The organism is Paraburkholderia terrae (assembly GCF_002902925.1).
Lineage (GTDB): Bacteria > Pseudomonadota > Gammaproteobacteria > Burkholderiales > Burkholderiaceae > Paraburkholderia > Paraburkholderia terrae.
Genome location: NZ_CP026111.1, coordinates 2,093,510 through 2,109,252 on the forward strand (window position 1 = coordinate 2,093,510; position 15,743 = coordinate 2,109,252).

The window sequence follows — 15,743 nt, forward strand, 5'->3', positions numbered from 1 at the left end:
TTCACGTATATCCGCGCCAGTTGCGAAACGCCTTTGGCCAGATGCCCTGCTTGCCCGGCGACAGAATCCCCGCCGGATCGAGCGCGTCCTTGATCGTCTCCGACAGCCGCAGCATGGCGCCGTCGTTGAAGTTGTAGCGCGCCGCCGCGAAGTCCATGTAGACGAGATGCGAGCGGTACTCGCCGTAACCCGCGCCGTGCGCGTCGCTCATCCATGCGCGCAGCAGATCGGCGGCCAGTTCGCTCTGCCGCGCATCGCTTTTATCGAAGATCGCCGCGGCGATGTGATGCAGATGCCGCTCGCCCGATGTGAAGCCGCCGTAATAGTCGAAGCCGTATTCGTTGGCGCGCGCTTTGGCCATCGAATACTGGCGCATCGCGTCGCGGCCCGTCGCCGGACAGACGGGCGAAAAGTCGACATGCGCGCCGCTGCCGCCACGCCAGTCGAGCATGCGAAACGCCGTCATGCCCGGAATGCCGGCGAGATTGCGATCGCCGCCCGCCTCCGGCTCCGCGCTGCCGTCGTAGGTCTTCGACAGCATCCGCGCACCCGGAATGCGGCCAAACGCGCGCCGCACGATCGCTTCTTGCGCGTCGATCACTTCGCGCTCGCCGTAGAGCGCGTAATGCAGATTCCAGCGGCCGATTTTCAGCGCCTCGGTCATCGACGCGATCGCGCTCTCCGGCATCACGCCCTTGCCCTGATACCACTGCGAGCGCGGCCCGATGCCCGCCGCGCGCCGCAGCGCGCCTTCGATCACCGCCTGGTTGCCGATCGTGCCGTTTAGCCGCAACGGCCGCAACGTCTCGACGACCGCTTCCAGGTCGTCGTCGCGCTGAAACTGGATCTCGCCCAGCAGATACGCGCTCGGCGCGGGCATCAGCCAGACGCCCATCTTCGTGACGATGCCGTAGTTCGACTGCATGAACATCGGATCGAACGACGGCCCGTAGCCATACCTGAACGCCTGCCACGACGTACCGATCTCGATCCCGCCCATGCCCGTGCGTACGAGGTCGCCATTTGCGAGCACCACTTCCATCCCGCACTGCGCCGCTGCGTGATCGCCGTAGGCCGTCGTGCCGAAGCCGCGTTCGAGCGTGTTGCCGACGATGCTGCCCCAGCCCGCCGCGGGCGGATCGACCCACAGCTTGTAGCCGCGCTCGCGCAGATGGTGATGCAGATCGAAGTAGCTGACGCCGGGTTCGACGAGTGCATAGGCGAGCTGCTCGTCGACGGCGAGAATTTTATTCATCCGCTGCAGATCCAGCACCGCCGATCCGGGCAGACGCGGCGCCGCGCCGCCGTACGCGAAGTTGCGTCCGGTGGACACCGTCCAGAGCGGAATGCGGTACTCGTTCGCTACGCGCAGAATCGCGCGGATCTCATCGACGCTCGCGGGCAACAGCACCGCCGACGGCACGAACGATGCCGCCAGCGAGCCCGGTGCGAACGGATCGGCATAAGGCGCAAGGCTTGCCGGCGACGACGCGACCTGGGTCGCGCCGACGATCGCCTCGAAGGCGGCGAGCGCGTGGTCGAACGTCGCGGCGGAAATGTCCGGCGGCAGGATGCGTGTCAAGGTGTCCTCTCGTCGTGTCGAAGCGGTATCGGCTGACTGGGTTGCTGGCTGTAGTTCGTTAGCGTTTGTTCGTTACTGGCAGTCGACGAAAGGCGTTCGCGCGACACGCATCGCGCACGATCATCGCCGATGCCCGCCGCCCATGCCACCCATGCCTCCCCATGTGTGCCCGCCACCCCAGCCGTGCATGCCACCCGCTCCGTGGAATCCGCCGCCCTGCCGCCCCCAATGCACGTGGTTCATGTGATGGAAATGATGGAAGCGGTCGACGAACACGAACGACGCGCCAAAGCCCACGGCGACAGGCGGCCCCCAATACCACGGGTCATAGTAAGGATAGGCGGGAATCGGATAGACGACGGCGGCCGCGTCGCCGCCCTGCTGGATCTGCCATGTCCCATCCGGCTGCTGGCAAGCGAGCCCGCTGATCTGCTGCATCGTGCCGTCGATCTCCGCCTGGCCGACGATGTTGCGGCATGTCATCTGATCGTTGAGCGGCTCTTGCGCGGCAACGGGCGGTGAAGCCAGCACCGCGCATCCGGCGCACACGCACAGCGTCGCGCCGAGTCCAAACAAAGTACGCATGATGTGTCCTGCCCGACGGTGCGGTGTCGCGGCACGTTCGCGTGCCGTCGCCGTGAAGACGCCATCGATTCGCCTTGCAGGACGCGCGGCCAGTGGCCGCTGCAGATTCGCCGGGAGCGAAAAATCACGCGCCTGCACAACTTAAACGCTTGTACACAAGGCGCTATTCCTGTTGCGCGGGAAGCGGCCGCGCACATCGTGTTACACGATGTTTCCGCCGTCTGAAAAGACGACGCGGCGCGACGATTACTGCCACGTCTCCGGACGGCCGCCGAGTTCGCCGCACACTTCGATCGCGATCGAGCGCAGCTTGTCTTCCTCGATCGGACCGGACAGCGCGTAACCCATGTGGTCGCTGATCCAGTAGAAGGTGCGCCGGTTGCCGTCGCGGAACAGCCGGAACGCGGTCTCGTCCTTCGGGATGCCCGTCACGTAGAGCGTGAGCCGCGCGCCGCCCTGGTTCTCGTACATGAATTGCGCGGCGGGTCCCGCCTCGCCCGGCAACAGCCGTCCGCCGACGAGCGTATAGCCGTACTCCTGCAGCGACGGCACGGACAGGTGGCGGTTCAGGCGCTTCGACAGCCAGTTGATCAGATGCTCTTCCTCGGCGGCCGCCACTTCGACGGGATGACGGCGCTCCGGCGTGTAGACGGCATACGCGATATCCGCGCGCCGCGCGAACGACATCACGTCGCCATTGCCGCCGCCCCCAAGGCGCGGCACGAGCGGGCCGAGCGCAAGCGCCAGCCCCGCGCCAACCGCGAGCCAGCACGCGGCGACGGCCACGCGGCGCCACCACGGAATGCGCGCGCGCAGCACGATGAACGGCGGCTCCTCGCGTTCGGGCGCGCCGCACAGCGCCTGCAGCGCGGCCTTCTGTGCGCGCCACGACGCGACCTGCGCGGCCGCCTGCGGGTCGCGCGCCAGATGCTCGCGCACGGCGGCGCGCTCGCCCTCGGGCAACTCGCTGTCGACGAATGCCGACAGCGCGCGCAGATCTGGCGCGTTCGCGGAACCGGTAGTGTTTTCGTCGTTGTTCATTGCGCGCTTCTCACCTGGCCTTCACCACTTTCAGCGACGGCGACTTGTGAACGGGCCCTTCCGTCAACAGTGCCCGCATATGCTCACGGGCGCGAGACAGCCGCGACATCACCGTGCCGATCGGCACGCCGAGCGCCACGGACGCCTCCTGATAGCTCAACTCCTCCACGCAAACCAGCAACATCACCTCGCGCTGCTCGACGGGCAGACAATAAAGCGCGCGCTGCACATCGCGCAACACCAGACCGTCGACTTCGCCGCGCGGCGCTTCGAGATTGCGCCAGGGCGCACTTTCGTCGTCGACGGCGATTTCGCGGCGCACCCGCAACTGGTCGATATACAGATGCCGCAGGATCGTCAGCAGCCACGCGCGCAGATTGCTGTCGGGGCGAAAGCCCTTCCAGCGCGCGAGCGCGCGCTCGGCCGTATCCTGAACCAGATCGTCCGCCCAAGCTGGGTCACCCGTCAGCGCGCGCGCATAGCGCCGCAACTGCGGGAGCCACGAAATCACTTCCGCTTCGAAGTTCACCCGGCGCAAGCTGTCATGCGAGCACAGGCATCGTCAATAGCCGCCACTGCTGCCGCTCGATCCGCTGCTGCTCCCACCCGACGGACTCATTTCGCCCGTGGATTGACACGCGGTCAGCGAGAGAGATGCCACCCCGAGCGCGAGCACGACGAATACAGCCGATACCAGTCTGGACACTTTCATGTAGAACCTCCTGCACAGCGAAGCGCGACGTATCGCATAGCCATGCGTTGAACCGGCGGCACGCGCGCGAGCGACAGATGACGCGACGCCGGTGACCCATTGGACAGTTGAGGAAACCTTCTGCAAAGACGGACGCCCATTTCCGATGCGTGCTACTGACACTTCCGTCTTTCCTTCTCACGGCATCGCGGCTTTTGTGCGATGCCTGACCGATAAACGCTCGTGGCGGGCGTTTTATTCCGCGGCATTCGCGAATGGCGACATCTTTCGTCTAGAGCGAGCGTGCGTATCGACGCCGTCTCGCGCCCTCAACCGCCCGTGAACGTTGGCTGGCACGCATAGCGCCGCATGATTTGGTAACTCGGCGTTACACTTGATCTTTAAAGGATGCTTCCGCGCCCACAAGTGGTTATAGTGGGCGTCAACCCCGTTCGACGTTTGGAACCCATCATGTCGCCATAAAGCGACAACGGGTAAAATCACGGCGAACAACCGTTTCTCTACACACAATTGTCCATGCCTTCCGCAGAATCGCATCCGCAAAACGACTTTATGAACGCAGCGCGCAAAGAACGTAAGCGCGTTGAGATTTACCTCGTCAACGGCATTCGCCTGACGGGCTGCATCGAGTCGTTCGACCAGTATCTGGTGATGCTGCGCACGCCCGTCGGGCTGCAAGGCATCTACAAGCGCGCCATTTCCACGATCCAGCTGGACACGGGCACGCGCCCCGCGCCGCGCGCAGGACGGCCGTCGCATGGCGAGCATTCGGCACGCGGCCCGCATGGCTCGCGTGAGCACCGCGAGCCCCGGGAACCGCGCGAGCCGCGTGAGTCGTATGGCGCATCGCAAGGGCCGTCGGACCGGTCTTCGTCGTCGGACGCTCCCGTGGTCGTCACCCGCCGCAGGCGTCTGTACGGCGCGGGCAACAATGGTAACGATCAGGGTAATAACAACGGCGGCGGCAGCACTGAATAAGGCGGGATAAACCCAACAGGCTTCACCGCAGAATGCGGCGCGCGCCCAGCGCGCCTGCACTGCAACACGGGCAGCTGGCTAGCCGGGACGACTGGCCAGTTGCTTGAGCATCCTCTCGATCCGCACGCCCTGTTGGGCAGTCAGTTCATACCCGCACTTTACTTCGAGCACCCGTCGCTGCCAGTAGCGGGCATTCAGCAGATGCACCATCGGCTGACGCATTGCCCACTCCAGATGCTCCAGTTCCGATTCGACAACATGTGACGCGTTCAAGCGCTGTCCGCTGCCATATCCGTTCGGTTGCATGGTCGCCCTCGTAAGCCATCTGCGCCCGGCGCTTTCGTGTGCGCCGGCGTCGTGTGACACCCTTATAACGAACGATCCCGCGAGAAATTCCATTGGCCTGCATGGAACCTACAACATGCTTTCGCAATCTTCAACCTGAGTTGCTGGTCCGCGTGCGATTCGCGCGACGTTGTGTGCGTTCAATGTGCGTTTGGCCTATGCCATTGGCCTCGGCGGCTGCGATGGCCTGATTGCGTTATGCTGAGTTCAATCTATGTAGCGGAGCCTGTCATGTCCACTTCGAAACACCCCACCCCGAAGGCGCCGGACAAACATCCGTCCAGCGACGAACGTCTCGACGAGGCGCTCGACGAGACCTTTCCCGCCAGCGACCCGATCGCGGTCGATCCCGACGAGGACGACGACGATAACCGTCAAGGCAAGCAGAAGAAGTCGCGCTGAGGAAGACAGTTGCGAGGCGAGATGTACCATCCGCGCGGACGCTATGCGCACGCGGGATGGATAAAGCCGGCCGTGTGACCGACGACGAAAAGCGTGCCGTGCGCGCATGCACGGTTCAGGTTGCTATCGCCGCCTACGTCGACGCAAACGCCTCGCGGCGGCGCAGACGAACGAACCCACGCATGATCAGATGCGCGGCGTGGGTCTGGTCAACACGCAGGGCGAGCCGCGAAGCCATCGAAGGCCAGCGCGGCTCTTGCAACGTCAGCGCACCGCCAAGCCGCTTTCGAGCTGACGCTGCAGATCGCGCACCTGGCGCTGCGCCGCGCGCAACTGCTCCTGCGACTGCGCCTTCTGCTGCGCAAGCGCCGTAGCTTCCGCACGGGTCTGCTGCTGCATGCTGTTGACGATGGTCTGCTGCTCGTGCGCGATGTTCAGGTCGGCCTGCAGACGGCTCGCGCGTTCCTGCGACAGCGCGACGAGGTGATCCGTGTACGCCTTCTGCGCTTCGAGCTTGGTGCGGCGGATTTCGACATCGGACAGCTGCGCCGTCTGACGCGCGAAGTCGCGGTAGATCAGCTCGGCGCGCGCTTCATCCTGCGTCTTGATCACGCGCCATAAGTTCTTCTGCTGGAAGAGCGCGACGTAGTACGTCATGTCCTTGCCATAGAACAACAGGCTTGCCCCGTAGCTGCCGTTGTAGGTCGTGCGCAACTCGGTGATATCGGCGCCGTGCATCTTCTGTTGCAGTTCCGCGACATTGCCCGTCGCCGACTGCTTCGCCTCGTCCGGCGTGAGCGCAATCGTTTGACTGTCCGCAGTGACGGGAGCAGCAGCAGGCGTCGTCTGCGCAGCGATCACACCCGCCGCGTCGTTCGTGCCGTTACTGGCAGAACTCTGCGCGTAGACCCCTTGAACGCCCCCGAAAACGATCATTGCCGACATCACGATGTGTCGAACTTTCGACTTCTGGTCCATGTAATTTCTGCTCGTGTCGTGTTTTAGTTTTGCAAAACCGTTCAATTATTACTCACTTTCACGCGTTGCGGGTTCCTCGTCGAAAATTTGGTACTTACGCATCTTTTCCCACAGCACCTTGCGGCTGATGCCAACGTATTACGCCGTTTCCTGGCGGCGCCAACTGTTCGCATCGAGCGGCGCGAGCACGCGGTTGCAACCGGCCATATCCCACTTGCTGCGATCGACGAGCACTTCCGCCGCGCTCTCGGCAGGCATGGGCTGATTGCTGGGCGCAACCGCAAGCAGCCCGTACAGGCGCGCCGCATCCCACGCGCCGATCTGCCGCACCGTCACGCCGATCCGTTCCGCCAGGTTGCGCAGCTCGCGCACGTTGCGGGAGGAATACGTGTCGGCGACGGCGTCCGCGAGCCGGTACGGAATATCCGGTAGCGACGCGAGACGCTCGGCCCCGACCACGGGCGCGATAACGTCACCTATCTCGCGGCGCATGGCGCGCTGCCCATCGGCAGTGAAGGGATGAGCGCGAAGATCGACGCGTCGCACTATCGCGACAATCCGAAGGACAACTCCGGCTTGCCTTCGTATCAGTTGAACTGACTCATGCGTCGTTGCCAGAACATGCACCAATTAGAGCGTTCACTATCAAACGGGGCCGATAGTTTCACGTATTCTGCCCTCTCCCATGCATCGAAAGACAGGCATGGCGCCGCCTCGCATCAGCACTCACACGGCGCCGCGCGACATTCATCGCGACGATTTTCAACAAGGAGGACGACAATGACATCACTCACCCGGCGCCCGCGCTTTGCGCTCGGCACTATGTTGAAACAGGCTGTCGTGGCCGGCGCGCTGCTCGCGGGCGCCGTCACGGCATTCGCACAAGCCGACACGCCTGTCGGAACATGGCAAACCATCGACGATCATACGGGCCAGCCCAAAGCACTCGTGCAGATCACGCAGGACGGGAACGGCAAGCTGAGCGGCAAGGTCATCAAGGGGCTCAACCCGAACGATCAGGCGGATCGCCGCTGCACCGCCTGCACGGACGCGCGCAAAGATCAGCCGATTCTCGGCATGACGATCATCGACGATATGAAAAAGGACGGCGAAGGCTGGGACGGCGGGCAGATTCTCGACCCGGAGAACGGCAAGCTCTACAAATGCAAGATGCACGTCGAAGACGGCGGACAGAAACTGGTGGTGCGCGGGTACATTGGCGTATCGCTGCTGGGGCGTTCGCAGACGTGGGTTCGCCAGAACTGAGGTTGTCGCGCGGTGCTCGCTTTTCGGCGAGCGCCGCAGCAGGACGTAAAAAAAGCCGGTCTGGCGTTTAGTGTCGCCAGACCGGCTTTTTGTTGTCGCGCGCGCTCAATTCGTTCGATCCGTCATGCCGCGTTCTTGAAAGGACTGGTGTAGTCGAACACCAGCGGCGCCGCGGGCACGACAGACGGCGGCGTGAACAGCGGCGTGGCGGGCACGGACGGCTGCGCGGCATCGTTCGCGGCTGCGGACACGTTCGGCGCGTGGGTGCGCATGCGGGACTCCATCGTGTTGCACAATTCGCCACTTGCGTCGCCGAACAACTGGTCCATCACACGTTGCAATACACCAGCCTGATGCCACGCCTTGAAACGGCGGTGACAGGTTTGATATGACGGGTATTTGCGCGGCATGGCGGACCAGGTAGCGCCGCTGTAGATCACCCAGAGCACGCCGTTGAGCACGGAGCGGGTGTTGGCAAGCGGCCGGCCGCGCAGTTCGGAACGCGGTCGCAGTTCCGGTAGCAGCGGCGCGATGCGCTGCCATTCTTCATCACTAATATCGCGATAGGGGGTCATGGGATCTCCATTCGTCAAGAGTATTTCGACGATATAGAGTCGCCCCACTACCGAATATCAGACCAATCCGAATCTTGAAAATACACCGCCGGCCGCTGCAGCATGGTTCCGCGCGTATCGCGCTATCCCAAACGGCGCGGCCGCAGGCGGGAATTTGATCAGGTCAACGATGTATCGACGATCCGTCGCGGCGTATCCAGATATTCCTGCGACTGCATCTCGACGATACGCGAAACCGTGCGTGTGAACTCGTTGGCCATCGGCCCTTCTGTGTAGAGTTCTTCGGGCGGCACGGCGGCCGACATCAGCAGCTTGACCTTGTGATCGTAGAACACGTCGATCAGCCACGTGAAACGACGCGCTTCGGACTGCATACGAGGCGTCATCTGCGGAATACCGGACAGAATCACCGCGTGGAAGCGACTCGCCAGTTCGAGGTAGTCGTTTTGCGAGCGCGGGCCGCCGCACAGCGTCGCGAAATCAAACCAGACGACGCCGTCCGCGCGGCGCAGCGCCTTCAGCTCGCGCTTCTCGATACGCAGCAGCGGGCTTTCGTCGGGCACGGCGGCGAGCTTGCCGAATGCGTCGCGCAGGGCTTTATCGGAGGCGGCGCCGAGCGGCGTGTGATACACCTCGACCTGCGACAGCGTGCGCCGCCGGTAATCAACGCCAGCATCGACGTTGATCACGTCGAGCTTGCTCTTGATCAGTTCGATAGCTGGCAGCAGACGGTCGCGATGCAAACCATCGGGATAAAGCAGATCGGGATCGTAGTTGGACGTCATCACGAACTGCACGCCGTTCGTGAACAGGCGATCGAGCAGGCGGTACAGGATCATCGCGTCCGCGATATCCGATACGTGGAATTCGTCGAAGCAGATCAGCCGATAACGCTTCGCAATGCGCCGCGCGAGTTCGTCGAGCGGATCGGCCTGCCCTTTCAGTTCTTCGAGCTCGCGATGTACTTCTCGCATGAACTCGTGAAAATGCAGACGCGTCTTACGCACGAGCGGCACGACTGCGTAAAAGCTGTCCATCAGGAAGCTCTTTCCGCGCCCTACGCCACCCCACATATAGACACCCTTCGGCAGATCAGGGTGCATGATCAGCTTCATAAAGGCGTTCGGACGACGTGCCTTATACGCAGCCCACTCTTCATAGCACTGTTGCAGACGATCGACGGCCGCGCGTTGGGCCGGATCAGACTCGTATCCCCGGGTCTGCAATTCCTGTTCGTAGTATTCGGTGACGTTCATTGTGTGAGACAGCAATGAAGAAGGCGGGAGGGATTCAACCCACCCGCCTTCGTCGTGTTTCGCTTTCAGCCCATGTTCAGCGTAATTCAGAACCGGGCAGATGCGTCTTACATGTTCAGCGCGCGCTTGTCGACGGCGAGCGCCGCTTCACGCATCACTTCAGACAGCGACGGGTGCGGATGGCAGATACGGCCGATGTCTTCCGAAGCAGCCTTAAACTCCATCGCAACAACCGCTTCAGCGATCAGATCCGACGCATTCGCCGAGATGATGTGTACGCCGAGCAGTTCGTCCGTCTTCGCGTCAGCGATCATCTTGACGAAACCATCCGCCTTGTTGATGCCGAGCGCGCGGCCGTTCGCCATGAACGGGAACTGGCCCGTCTTGACTTCGCGGCCTTCAGCCTTGAGTTGCTGCTCCGTCTTGCCGACCCACGCGATTTCCGGTTCCGTGTAGATGACCCACGGCACGCAGTTGTAGTCGATGTGCGGCTTCTGGCCGTCGATGATTTCAGCAACCAGCACGCCTTCGTCTTCCGCCTTGTGCGCGAGCATCGGGCCGCGCACCACGTCGCCGATTGCGTACACGTTCGGTACCGACGTCGCGCAGTGGTCGTCGACGTCGATGAAGCCGCGCTCGTTCGCCTTCAGGCCGATCGCTTCGAGGCCGAGGTTGTCGGTGTTCGGCACGCGGCCGATCGACACGATCAGGCGGTCCGCGTCGAGCGTCTTCGCATTGCCGTCCTTGTCCGTGTACGAGATCGACACGCTGTTGTCGCTGGCCTTCACTTCACCGACCTTCACGCCGACGTGAATGTCGAGGCCTTGCTTCTTGAACTGCTTCGCGGCTTCCTTCGCGAGCGCCTGGTCGGCGGCGCCGAGGAATTCGGGCAGCGCTTCGAGCACGGTGACTTCCGAGCCCAGGCGGCGCCACACCGAGCCCAGTTCGAGGCCGATCACGCCCGCGCCGATCACGGCGAGCTTCTTCGGCACTTCGGTGAACGACAGCGCGCCTTCGTTGTCCGCGACGATCTTGTTGTCGACGGGAACGTTCGGCAGGTGACGTGCTTTCGAGCCCGTCGCGATGATCACGTTCTTCGCCGTGACCACTTCCGTTTCGCCTTCGCCCGACACTTCGATCTGCACACCGGCGTCCGTCTTGCCCGTGAACTTGCCATGACCCTTGAGCCACGTGATCTTGTTCTTGCGGAACAGGAACTCGATGCCCTTCGTCATCTTTTCGACGATGCCTTCCTTGCGGGCCAGCATCTTCGCGATATCGACCTTCACGTTTTCCACGCTGATGCCGTGATCCGCGAGGTGATGCGACGCGTTTTCAAACTCTTCCGACGAAGCCAGCAGCGCCTTCGACGGAATGCAGCCGACGTTCAGGCACGTGCCGCCCAGCTTCAACGCACCGGCCGGGTTCTTCCATTTTTCGATACAGGCAACCGACTTGCCGAGCTGCGCAGCGCGAATGGCCGCGATGTAGCCGCCGGGACCGGCACCGATCACGACGACGTCAAATTCTTTGGACATGACTATCCTTTTTGGCTAACCGACGCGGCCGCGCTTCGCGGCGCGCGTGGCTTCAGATACTGCGGAGATGCGAGAGACACCTGATGCAGATATGGCGACGGCGGCGCACGACTTCAAGCCGCGCGGCCGCCGCGCATCCTGCATTACAGGTCGAGCAGCAGACGAGCCGGATCTTCCAGCGCGTCCTTCATCGCGACCAGCGACAGCACGGCTTCGCGGCCGTCGATGATACGGTGGTCGTACGACAGCGCCAGATAGTTCATCGGGCGGATCACGATCTGGCCGTTTTCGACCACTGCGCGTTCCTTCGTCGCGTGAACGCCGAGGATCGCCGATTGCGGCGGGTTGATGATGGGGGTCGACAGCATCGAGCCGAACACGCCGCCGTTCGAGATCGAGAACGTACCGCCTGTCATTTCTTCGATCGACAGCTTGCCGTCCTTCGCCTTCTGGCCGAATTCGGCGATCTTCTTCTCGATGTCCGCAAGGCTCATCTGGTCTGCGTTGCGCAGGATCGGCACCACGAGGCCACGCGGCGAGCCGACAGCGATACCGATGTCGAAGTAGCCGTGATAGACGATGTCGTTACCGTCGATCGATGCGTTCACCAGCGGGAACTTCTTCAGCGCGTGGACAGCCGCCTTCACGAAGAACGACATGAAGCCGAGCTTCACGCCATGTTCCTTCTCGAACCTGTCCTTGTACTTGTTGCGCAGGTCCATGACCGGCGCCATGTTCACTTCGTTGAACGTCGTGAGGATGGCGTTGGTTTGCTGCGACTCGAGCAGACGCTCGGCGATACGCGCGCGCAGACGCGACATCGGCACGCGCTGTTCCGGACGGTCCTTGAGCCACTGGTCGGCCGATGCCGGCGCGCCCACTTGCGGCAGGGCCGGCTTGGCAGCGCGAGCGGGCGCTGCTGCCGGTGCCGGCGCAGCCTTGGCAGCCGGTGCGCCTGCGGCGACGGCGTCCTGCTTCGTGATGCGGCCATCGCGGCCCGTGCCGGCGACGTCGCCTGCAGCGACGCCCTTCTCGGCCAGAATCTTCGTCGCAGCCGGCGATGCCGTGGTGCTTGCACCTGCCACAGCGGCAGCCTGTGCCGGTGCAGCCGCTGCTGCCGGCTCAGCTTGCGGAGCCGGCTTGACTTCAGCCTCGACAGCCGCTTCGCCCGCCTTGCCTTCCGTGTCGATCTTCGCGATCACTTCGTCGGCGACCACGATATCGCCGTCGTTCTTGATGACCTGCGCGAGCACGCCTGCCGACGGAGCCGGCACTTCGAGCACGACCTTGTCGGTTTCGATTTCGATCAGGATTTCGTCCTGGGCGACAGCTTCGCCCGGCTTCTTCTTCCACTGCAGCATCGTGGCTTCCGAGACCGACTCGGACAGCTGGGGGACCTTGACTTCAACAATAGCCATTTGATTTCTCTGAATACGTATCGGATGACAACGAACCTTGTGCGAGCCGCGTCCGATATTTGCGCGTAGAGACGCGCTTACATGGGATGTTTCCGACGCGGGGCGGGAAAGCGCTCAGCGCTTTCCCGGTTCGCTCTCTGTGGTTATTTAACGATGGACGCGCCTTTCAGACGGCCAAACGCGCCTTCGATCAGCGCCTTCTGCTGCTCGTAGTGCTTCGCGTAGTAGCCGACAGCGGGCGAAGCCGAAGCGGGACGGCCGCTGTATGCCAGCTTCTGTCCTTCCTTCATGCCTTCGCGCAGGTGATGTTCGATGTAGAACCACGGGCCCTGATTCTGCGGCTCGTCCTGCACCCACACCACTTCGGTTGCGTTGTCGTACTTCTTCAGTTCGGATTCGAACTGCTTGTGCGCGAACGGATAGAGCTGTTCGATACGCACGATCGCGACGTCTTGTGCCTTCGCTTCGCGGCGATGCGCGAGCAGGTCGTAGTACACGCGGCCCGAGCAGACCAGCACGCGCTTGACCTTCTTGGCGTCGATCGAATCGTCCGTTTCGCTGAGAACCGGCTGGAACGAGCCCTTCGCGAGTTCCGACAGATCCGACACGGCTTCCTTGTGACGCAGCAGCGACTTCGGCGTGAAGACGACGAGCGGCTTGCGGAACAGGCGGATCATCTGGCGGCGCAGCAGGTGGAAAACCTGTGCCGGCGTGGTCGGCTGAACGACCTGCATGTTGTGATCTGCGCACAGTTGCAGGAAGCGTTCGATACGCGCCGACGAGTGCTCCGGACCCTGGCCTTCGTAGCCATGCGGCAGCAGCATCGTCAGGCCCGACACGCGGCCCCACTTCACTTCGCCCGACGAGATGAACTGGTCGATCACGACCTGCGCGCCGTTCACGAAGTCGCCGAACTGCGCTTCCCACGCGACGAACGTGTTCGGCTCAGCCGTCGAGTAGCCGTATTCGAAGCCGAGCACGGCTTCTTCGGACAGCACCGAGTCGATCACCGTGAACTTCGCCTGACCTTCGGCGATGTTCTGCAGCGGCACGTACGTGCCGTCGTTCCAGCGTTCGCGGTTCTGGTCGTGCAGCACCGCGTGACGGTGCGTGAACGTGCCACGGCCCGAGTCCTGACCCGTCAGGCGCACTGCATAGCCCGATGCGACCAGCGACGCGAATGCCAGATGCTCGCCCATGCCCCAGTCGAGTTGCGCTTCGCCACGGCCCATTGCACGGCGGTCGTTGATCACGCGCTCGACGAGCGGGTGAACCTTGAAGCCTTCGGGGATCGTCGTGATGCGCTCGGCGAGACGCTTGAGTTCGGCGAGCGGCACGGCGGTGTCCGCTGCGTCCGTCCACTTGCGGTTCAGGAACGGAACCCAGTCGACGGCGTACTTGCTCTTGTAGTTCGACAGGACCGGGTCGACCGTGTGGTGGCCTTCGTCCATCGCCTTGCGGAATGCCTTGATGAATTCATCGCCCTGATCGGCGGTGATGACGCCTTGCTGCACCAGCTTTTCCGCGTACAGCGCGCGGGTGCCGGGATGCTTGGCGATCGTCTTGTACATCAGCGGCTGCGTGACGGCGGGCGTGTCCTGCTCGTTGTGACCCAGCTTGCGGAAGCAGATGATGTCGATCACGACATCCTTGTGGAACTGCATCCGGAAGTCGATGGCCAGCTGCGTGGCCAGCACGACCGCTTCGGGATCGTCGCCGTTCACGTGCAGCACGGGCGCTTCGATCATCTTGACGACGTCCGAGCAGTACAAAGTCGAGCGTGCGTCGCGCGGGTCGGACGTGGTGAAGCCGATCTGGTTGTTGATGACGATGTGCAGCGTGCCGTGCGTGCCGTAACCGCGCGTTTGCGCGAGGTTCAGCGTTTCCATCACGACGCCCTGACCTGCGAAGGCGGCATCGCCGTGGATCTGCACGGGCAGCACTTGCAGGCCGTTCTCGTCGCCGCGACGGTCCATACGGGCCTTCGCCGAGCCTTCGACCACCGGGTTGACGATTTCGAGGTGCGACGGGTTGAACGCGAGCGACAGGTGAACCGGGCCGCCTTCCGTTGCGACGTCCGACGAGAAGCCCTTGTGGTACTTCACATCGCCTGCGGGCAGATCGTCGACGTGCTTGCCTTCGAATTCGGCGAACAGGTCAGCGGGCATCTTGCCCAGCGTGTTGACCAGCACGTTCAGACGGCCGCGGTGCGCCATGCCGATGACGATTTCCTGCACGCCGCTCTTGCCTGCGTGATGCACGACTTCGTCCATCGACGCGATAAAGCTTTCGCCGCCTTCCAGCGAGAAGCGCTTCTGACCGACGTACTTGGTGTGCAGGAAGCGCTCGAGGCCTTCTGCTGCCGTCAGACGGTTCAGGATGTGCTTCTTCTTGTCAGCCGTGAAGTTCGGCGTGGAGCGGATCGATTCGAGACGTTCCTTCCACCAGCGCTTCTGTTCCGGGTCGCTCAGGTACATGTACTCGGCGCCGATCGTGCCGCAGTACGTGTCGCGCAACGCCTTGACGATGTCCCGCAGCGAAGCCTGCTCGAAACCGAAGTACAGGTTGTTCGTGTTGAACGTCTGGTCCATGTCGGCTTCGGTGAAGTCGTAGAACGCAGGTTCAAGCTCGGGAATGTTCGGACGTTCGCGGCGCTTCAGAGGATCGAGGTTAGCCCACTGCGAGCCGAGGAAGCGATATGCGCCGATGAGGGACTGCACATAGACTTGCTTACGCGCGGTGGTGAGATCCTCGCCACCCGTGCGCGGCAGGAAGGCATTCGCCTTTGCGCGCTGAGCAAATGATTCGACGATCGGGCCATGGGCCACGTCGTTGGCACTGGTGCCATCCGATGCAGGAACGTTCTGCAGAGCGTCGAAATAGTTGCGCCAGGTCTCGGGCACTGACGCGGGATTGTCGAGATATGCTTCGTACAACTCTTCTACGTACGGAGCATTGCCGCCGAACAGATACGAGTTCGACTGGAATTGCTTCATCATTTTACGCTCACCTTTCTTCGAGCTTCTCGAGAAATAGCGGGTTACTGAACCTTCCGCGACACGGCCTG

15 protein-coding genes and 1 pseudogene are annotated in these 15,743 nt (G+C 62.7%); 3 read left to right on the forward strand and 13 right to left on the reverse strand.

The window, feature by feature from the left end:
• Window position 1 precedes the first annotated feature (1 nt).
• The 5 genes from C2L65_RS09285 to C2L65_RS46115 all read right to left on the reverse strand — a co-directional run bounded on the left by C2L65_RS09285 (window position 2) and on the right by C2L65_RS46115 (window position 3,920).
• Window positions 2-1,582 (reverse strand): FAD-binding oxidoreductase, encoded by a 1,581-nt coding sequence (locus C2L65_RS09285; RefSeq protein ID WP_042315015.1) that lies wholly within the window; start codon window positions 1,580-1,582, stop codon window positions 2-4.
• Window positions 1,583-1,702: 120 nt separating this feature from the next.
• Entirely contained in the window at window positions 1,703-2,167 is a 465-nt protein-coding gene (locus tag C2L65_RS09290; protein WP_042315037.1) for a hypothetical protein, read from the reverse strand.
• A 246-nt stretch (window positions 2,168-2,413) separates the two neighbouring features.
• Window positions 2,414-3,208 (reverse strand): anti-sigma factor family protein, encoded by a 795-nt coding sequence (locus C2L65_RS09295; RefSeq protein ID WP_042315017.1) that lies wholly within the window; start codon window positions 3,206-3,208, stop codon window positions 2,414-2,416.
• A 10-nt stretch (window positions 3,209-3,218) separates the two neighbouring features.
• Window positions 3,219-3,737 (reverse strand): sigma-70 family RNA polymerase sigma factor, encoded by a 519-nt coding sequence (locus tag C2L65_RS09300; protein WP_042315018.1) that lies wholly within the window; start codon window positions 3,735-3,737, stop codon window positions 3,219-3,221.
• A 33-nt stretch (window positions 3,738-3,770) separates the two neighbouring features.
• A complete protein-coding gene (locus C2L65_RS46115) occupies window positions 3,771-3,920 on the reverse strand; it encodes a hypothetical protein (protein WP_165576871.1) in 150 nt (49 codons plus the stop codon).
• Window positions 3,921-4,436: 516 nt separating this feature from the next.
• On the opposite strand from C2L65_RS46115, the gene hfq reads away from it, so the two are divergent.
• Window positions 4,437-4,898 (forward strand): RNA chaperone Hfq, encoded by a 462-nt coding sequence (gene hfq / locus C2L65_RS09305; protein ID WP_042315020.1) that lies wholly within the window; start codon window positions 4,437-4,439, stop codon window positions 4,896-4,898.
• 78 nt (window positions 4,899-4,976) lie between these two features.
• On the opposite strand, the gene C2L65_RS09310 is transcribed toward hfq, so the two are convergent.
• Complete coding sequence (locus C2L65_RS09310) at window positions 4,977-5,204, reverse strand: hypothetical protein (RefSeq protein WP_007587399.1); 228 nt, start codon at window positions 5,202-5,204, stop codon at window positions 4,977-4,979.
• A gap of 270 nt (window positions 5,205-5,474) precedes the next feature.
• On the opposite strand from C2L65_RS09310, the gene C2L65_RS46120 reads away from it, so the two are divergent.
• Window positions 5,475-5,645, forward strand: coding sequence for a hypothetical protein (locus tag C2L65_RS46120; protein WP_007587403.1), 171 nt, complete (start codon window positions 5,475-5,477; stop codon window positions 5,643-5,645).
• A 264-nt stretch (window positions 5,646-5,909) separates the two neighbouring features.
• Here the strand turns inward: C2L65_RS46120 and C2L65_RS09315 are convergent, their stop codons facing one another.
• A complete protein-coding gene (locus C2L65_RS09315) occupies window positions 5,910-6,623 on the reverse strand; it encodes a DUF2968 domain-containing protein (protein ID WP_042315021.1) in 714 nt (237 codons plus the stop codon).
• A 48-nt stretch (window positions 6,624-6,671) separates the two neighbouring features.
• Window positions 6,672-7,091: pseudogene (locus C2L65_RS09320) on the reverse strand (helix-turn-helix domain-containing protein); the annotation flags it as partial.
• A gap of 312 nt (window positions 7,092-7,403) precedes the next feature.
• Between C2L65_RS09320 and C2L65_RS09325 the strand changes: the two are divergent.
• Window positions 7,404-7,889, forward strand: coding sequence for a DUF2147 domain-containing protein (locus C2L65_RS09325; RefSeq protein ID WP_042315023.1), 486 nt, complete (start codon window positions 7,404-7,406; stop codon window positions 7,887-7,889).
• A gap of 122 nt (window positions 7,890-8,011) precedes the next feature.
• Here the strand turns inward: C2L65_RS09325 and C2L65_RS09330 are convergent, their stop codons facing one another.
• The 5 genes from C2L65_RS09330 to C2L65_RS09350 form a co-directional block, all read right to left on the reverse strand.
• A complete protein-coding gene (locus tag C2L65_RS09330; RefSeq protein WP_042315038.1) occupies window positions 8,012-8,464 on the reverse strand; it encodes a transposase in 453 nt (150 codons plus the stop codon).
• A 158-nt stretch (window positions 8,465-8,622) separates the two neighbouring features.
• Entirely contained in the window at window positions 8,623-9,720 is a 1,098-nt protein-coding gene (gene zapE / locus C2L65_RS09335; RefSeq protein WP_042315024.1) for a cell division protein ZapE, read from the reverse strand.
• A 107-nt stretch (window positions 9,721-9,827) separates the two neighbouring features.
• Window positions 9,828-11,258, reverse strand: a complete 1,431-nt coding sequence (gene lpdA / locus C2L65_RS09340) for a dihydrolipoyl dehydrogenase (RefSeq protein WP_042315025.1) — start codon at window positions 11,256-11,258, stop codon at window positions 9,828-9,830.
• A gap of 143 nt (window positions 11,259-11,401) precedes the next feature.
• The gene (gene odhB, locus C2L65_RS09345; RefSeq protein WP_042315026.1) at window positions 11,402-12,676 is read right to left on the reverse strand and encodes a 2-oxoglutarate dehydrogenase complex dihydrolipoyllysine-residue succinyltransferase; all 1,275 of its coding nucleotides are present in this window, start codon (window positions 12,674-12,676) and stop codon (window positions 11,402-11,404) included.
• 143 nt (window positions 12,677-12,819) lie between these two features.
• Entirely contained in the window at window positions 12,820-15,675 is a 2,856-nt protein-coding gene (locus tag C2L65_RS09350) for a 2-oxoglutarate dehydrogenase E1 component (protein ID WP_042315028.1), read from the reverse strand.
• Window positions 15,676-15,743 lie beyond the last annotated feature (68 nt).

Coding starts and splice junctions, on each gene's coding strand:
- C2L65_RS09290 (WP_042315037.1), bottom strand. CDS start 2,167: ATGCGTACTTTGTTTGGACTCGGCGCGACGCTGTGCGTGTGCGCCGGA.
- C2L65_RS09295 (WP_042315017.1), bottom strand. CDS start 3,208: ATGAACAACGACGAAAACACTACCGGTTCCGCGAACGCGCCAGATCTG.
- C2L65_RS46115 (WP_165576871.1), bottom strand. CDS start 3,920: ATGAAAGTGTCCAGACTGGTATCGGCTGTATTCGTCGTGCTCGCGCTC.
- hfq (WP_042315020.1), top strand. CDS start 4,437: ATGCCTTCCGCAGAATCGCATCCGCAAAACGACTTTATGAACGCAGCG.
- C2L65_RS09310 (WP_007587399.1), bottom strand. CDS start 5,204: ATGCAACCGAACGGATATGGCAGCGGACAGCGCTTGAACGCGTCACAT.
- C2L65_RS46120 (WP_007587403.1), top strand. CDS start 5,475: ATGTCCACTTCGAAACACCCCACCCCGAAGGCGCCGGACAAACATCCG.
- C2L65_RS09315 (WP_042315021.1), bottom strand. CDS start 6,623: ATGGACCAGAAGTCGAAAGTTCGACACATCGTGATGTCGGCAATGATC.
- C2L65_RS09325 (WP_042315023.1), top strand. CDS start 7,404: ATGACATCACTCACCCGGCGCCCGCGCTTTGCGCTCGGCACTATGTTG.
- C2L65_RS09330 (WP_042315038.1), bottom strand. CDS start 8,464: ATGACCCCCTATCGCGATATTAGTGATGAAGAATGGCAGCGCATCGCG.
- zapE (WP_042315024.1), bottom strand. CDS start 9,720: ATGAACGTCACCGAATACTACGAACAGGAATTGCAGACCCGGGGATAC.
- lpdA (WP_042315025.1), bottom strand. CDS start 11,258: ATGTCCAAAGAATTTGACGTCGTCGTGATCGGTGCCGGTCCCGGCGGC.
- odhB (WP_042315026.1), bottom strand. CDS start 12,676: ATGGCTATTGTTGAAGTCAAGGTCCCCCAGCTGTCCGAGTCGGTCTCG.
- C2L65_RS09350 (WP_042315028.1), bottom strand. CDS start 15,675: ATGATGAAGCAATTCCAGTCGAACTCGTATCTGTTCGGCGGCAATGCT.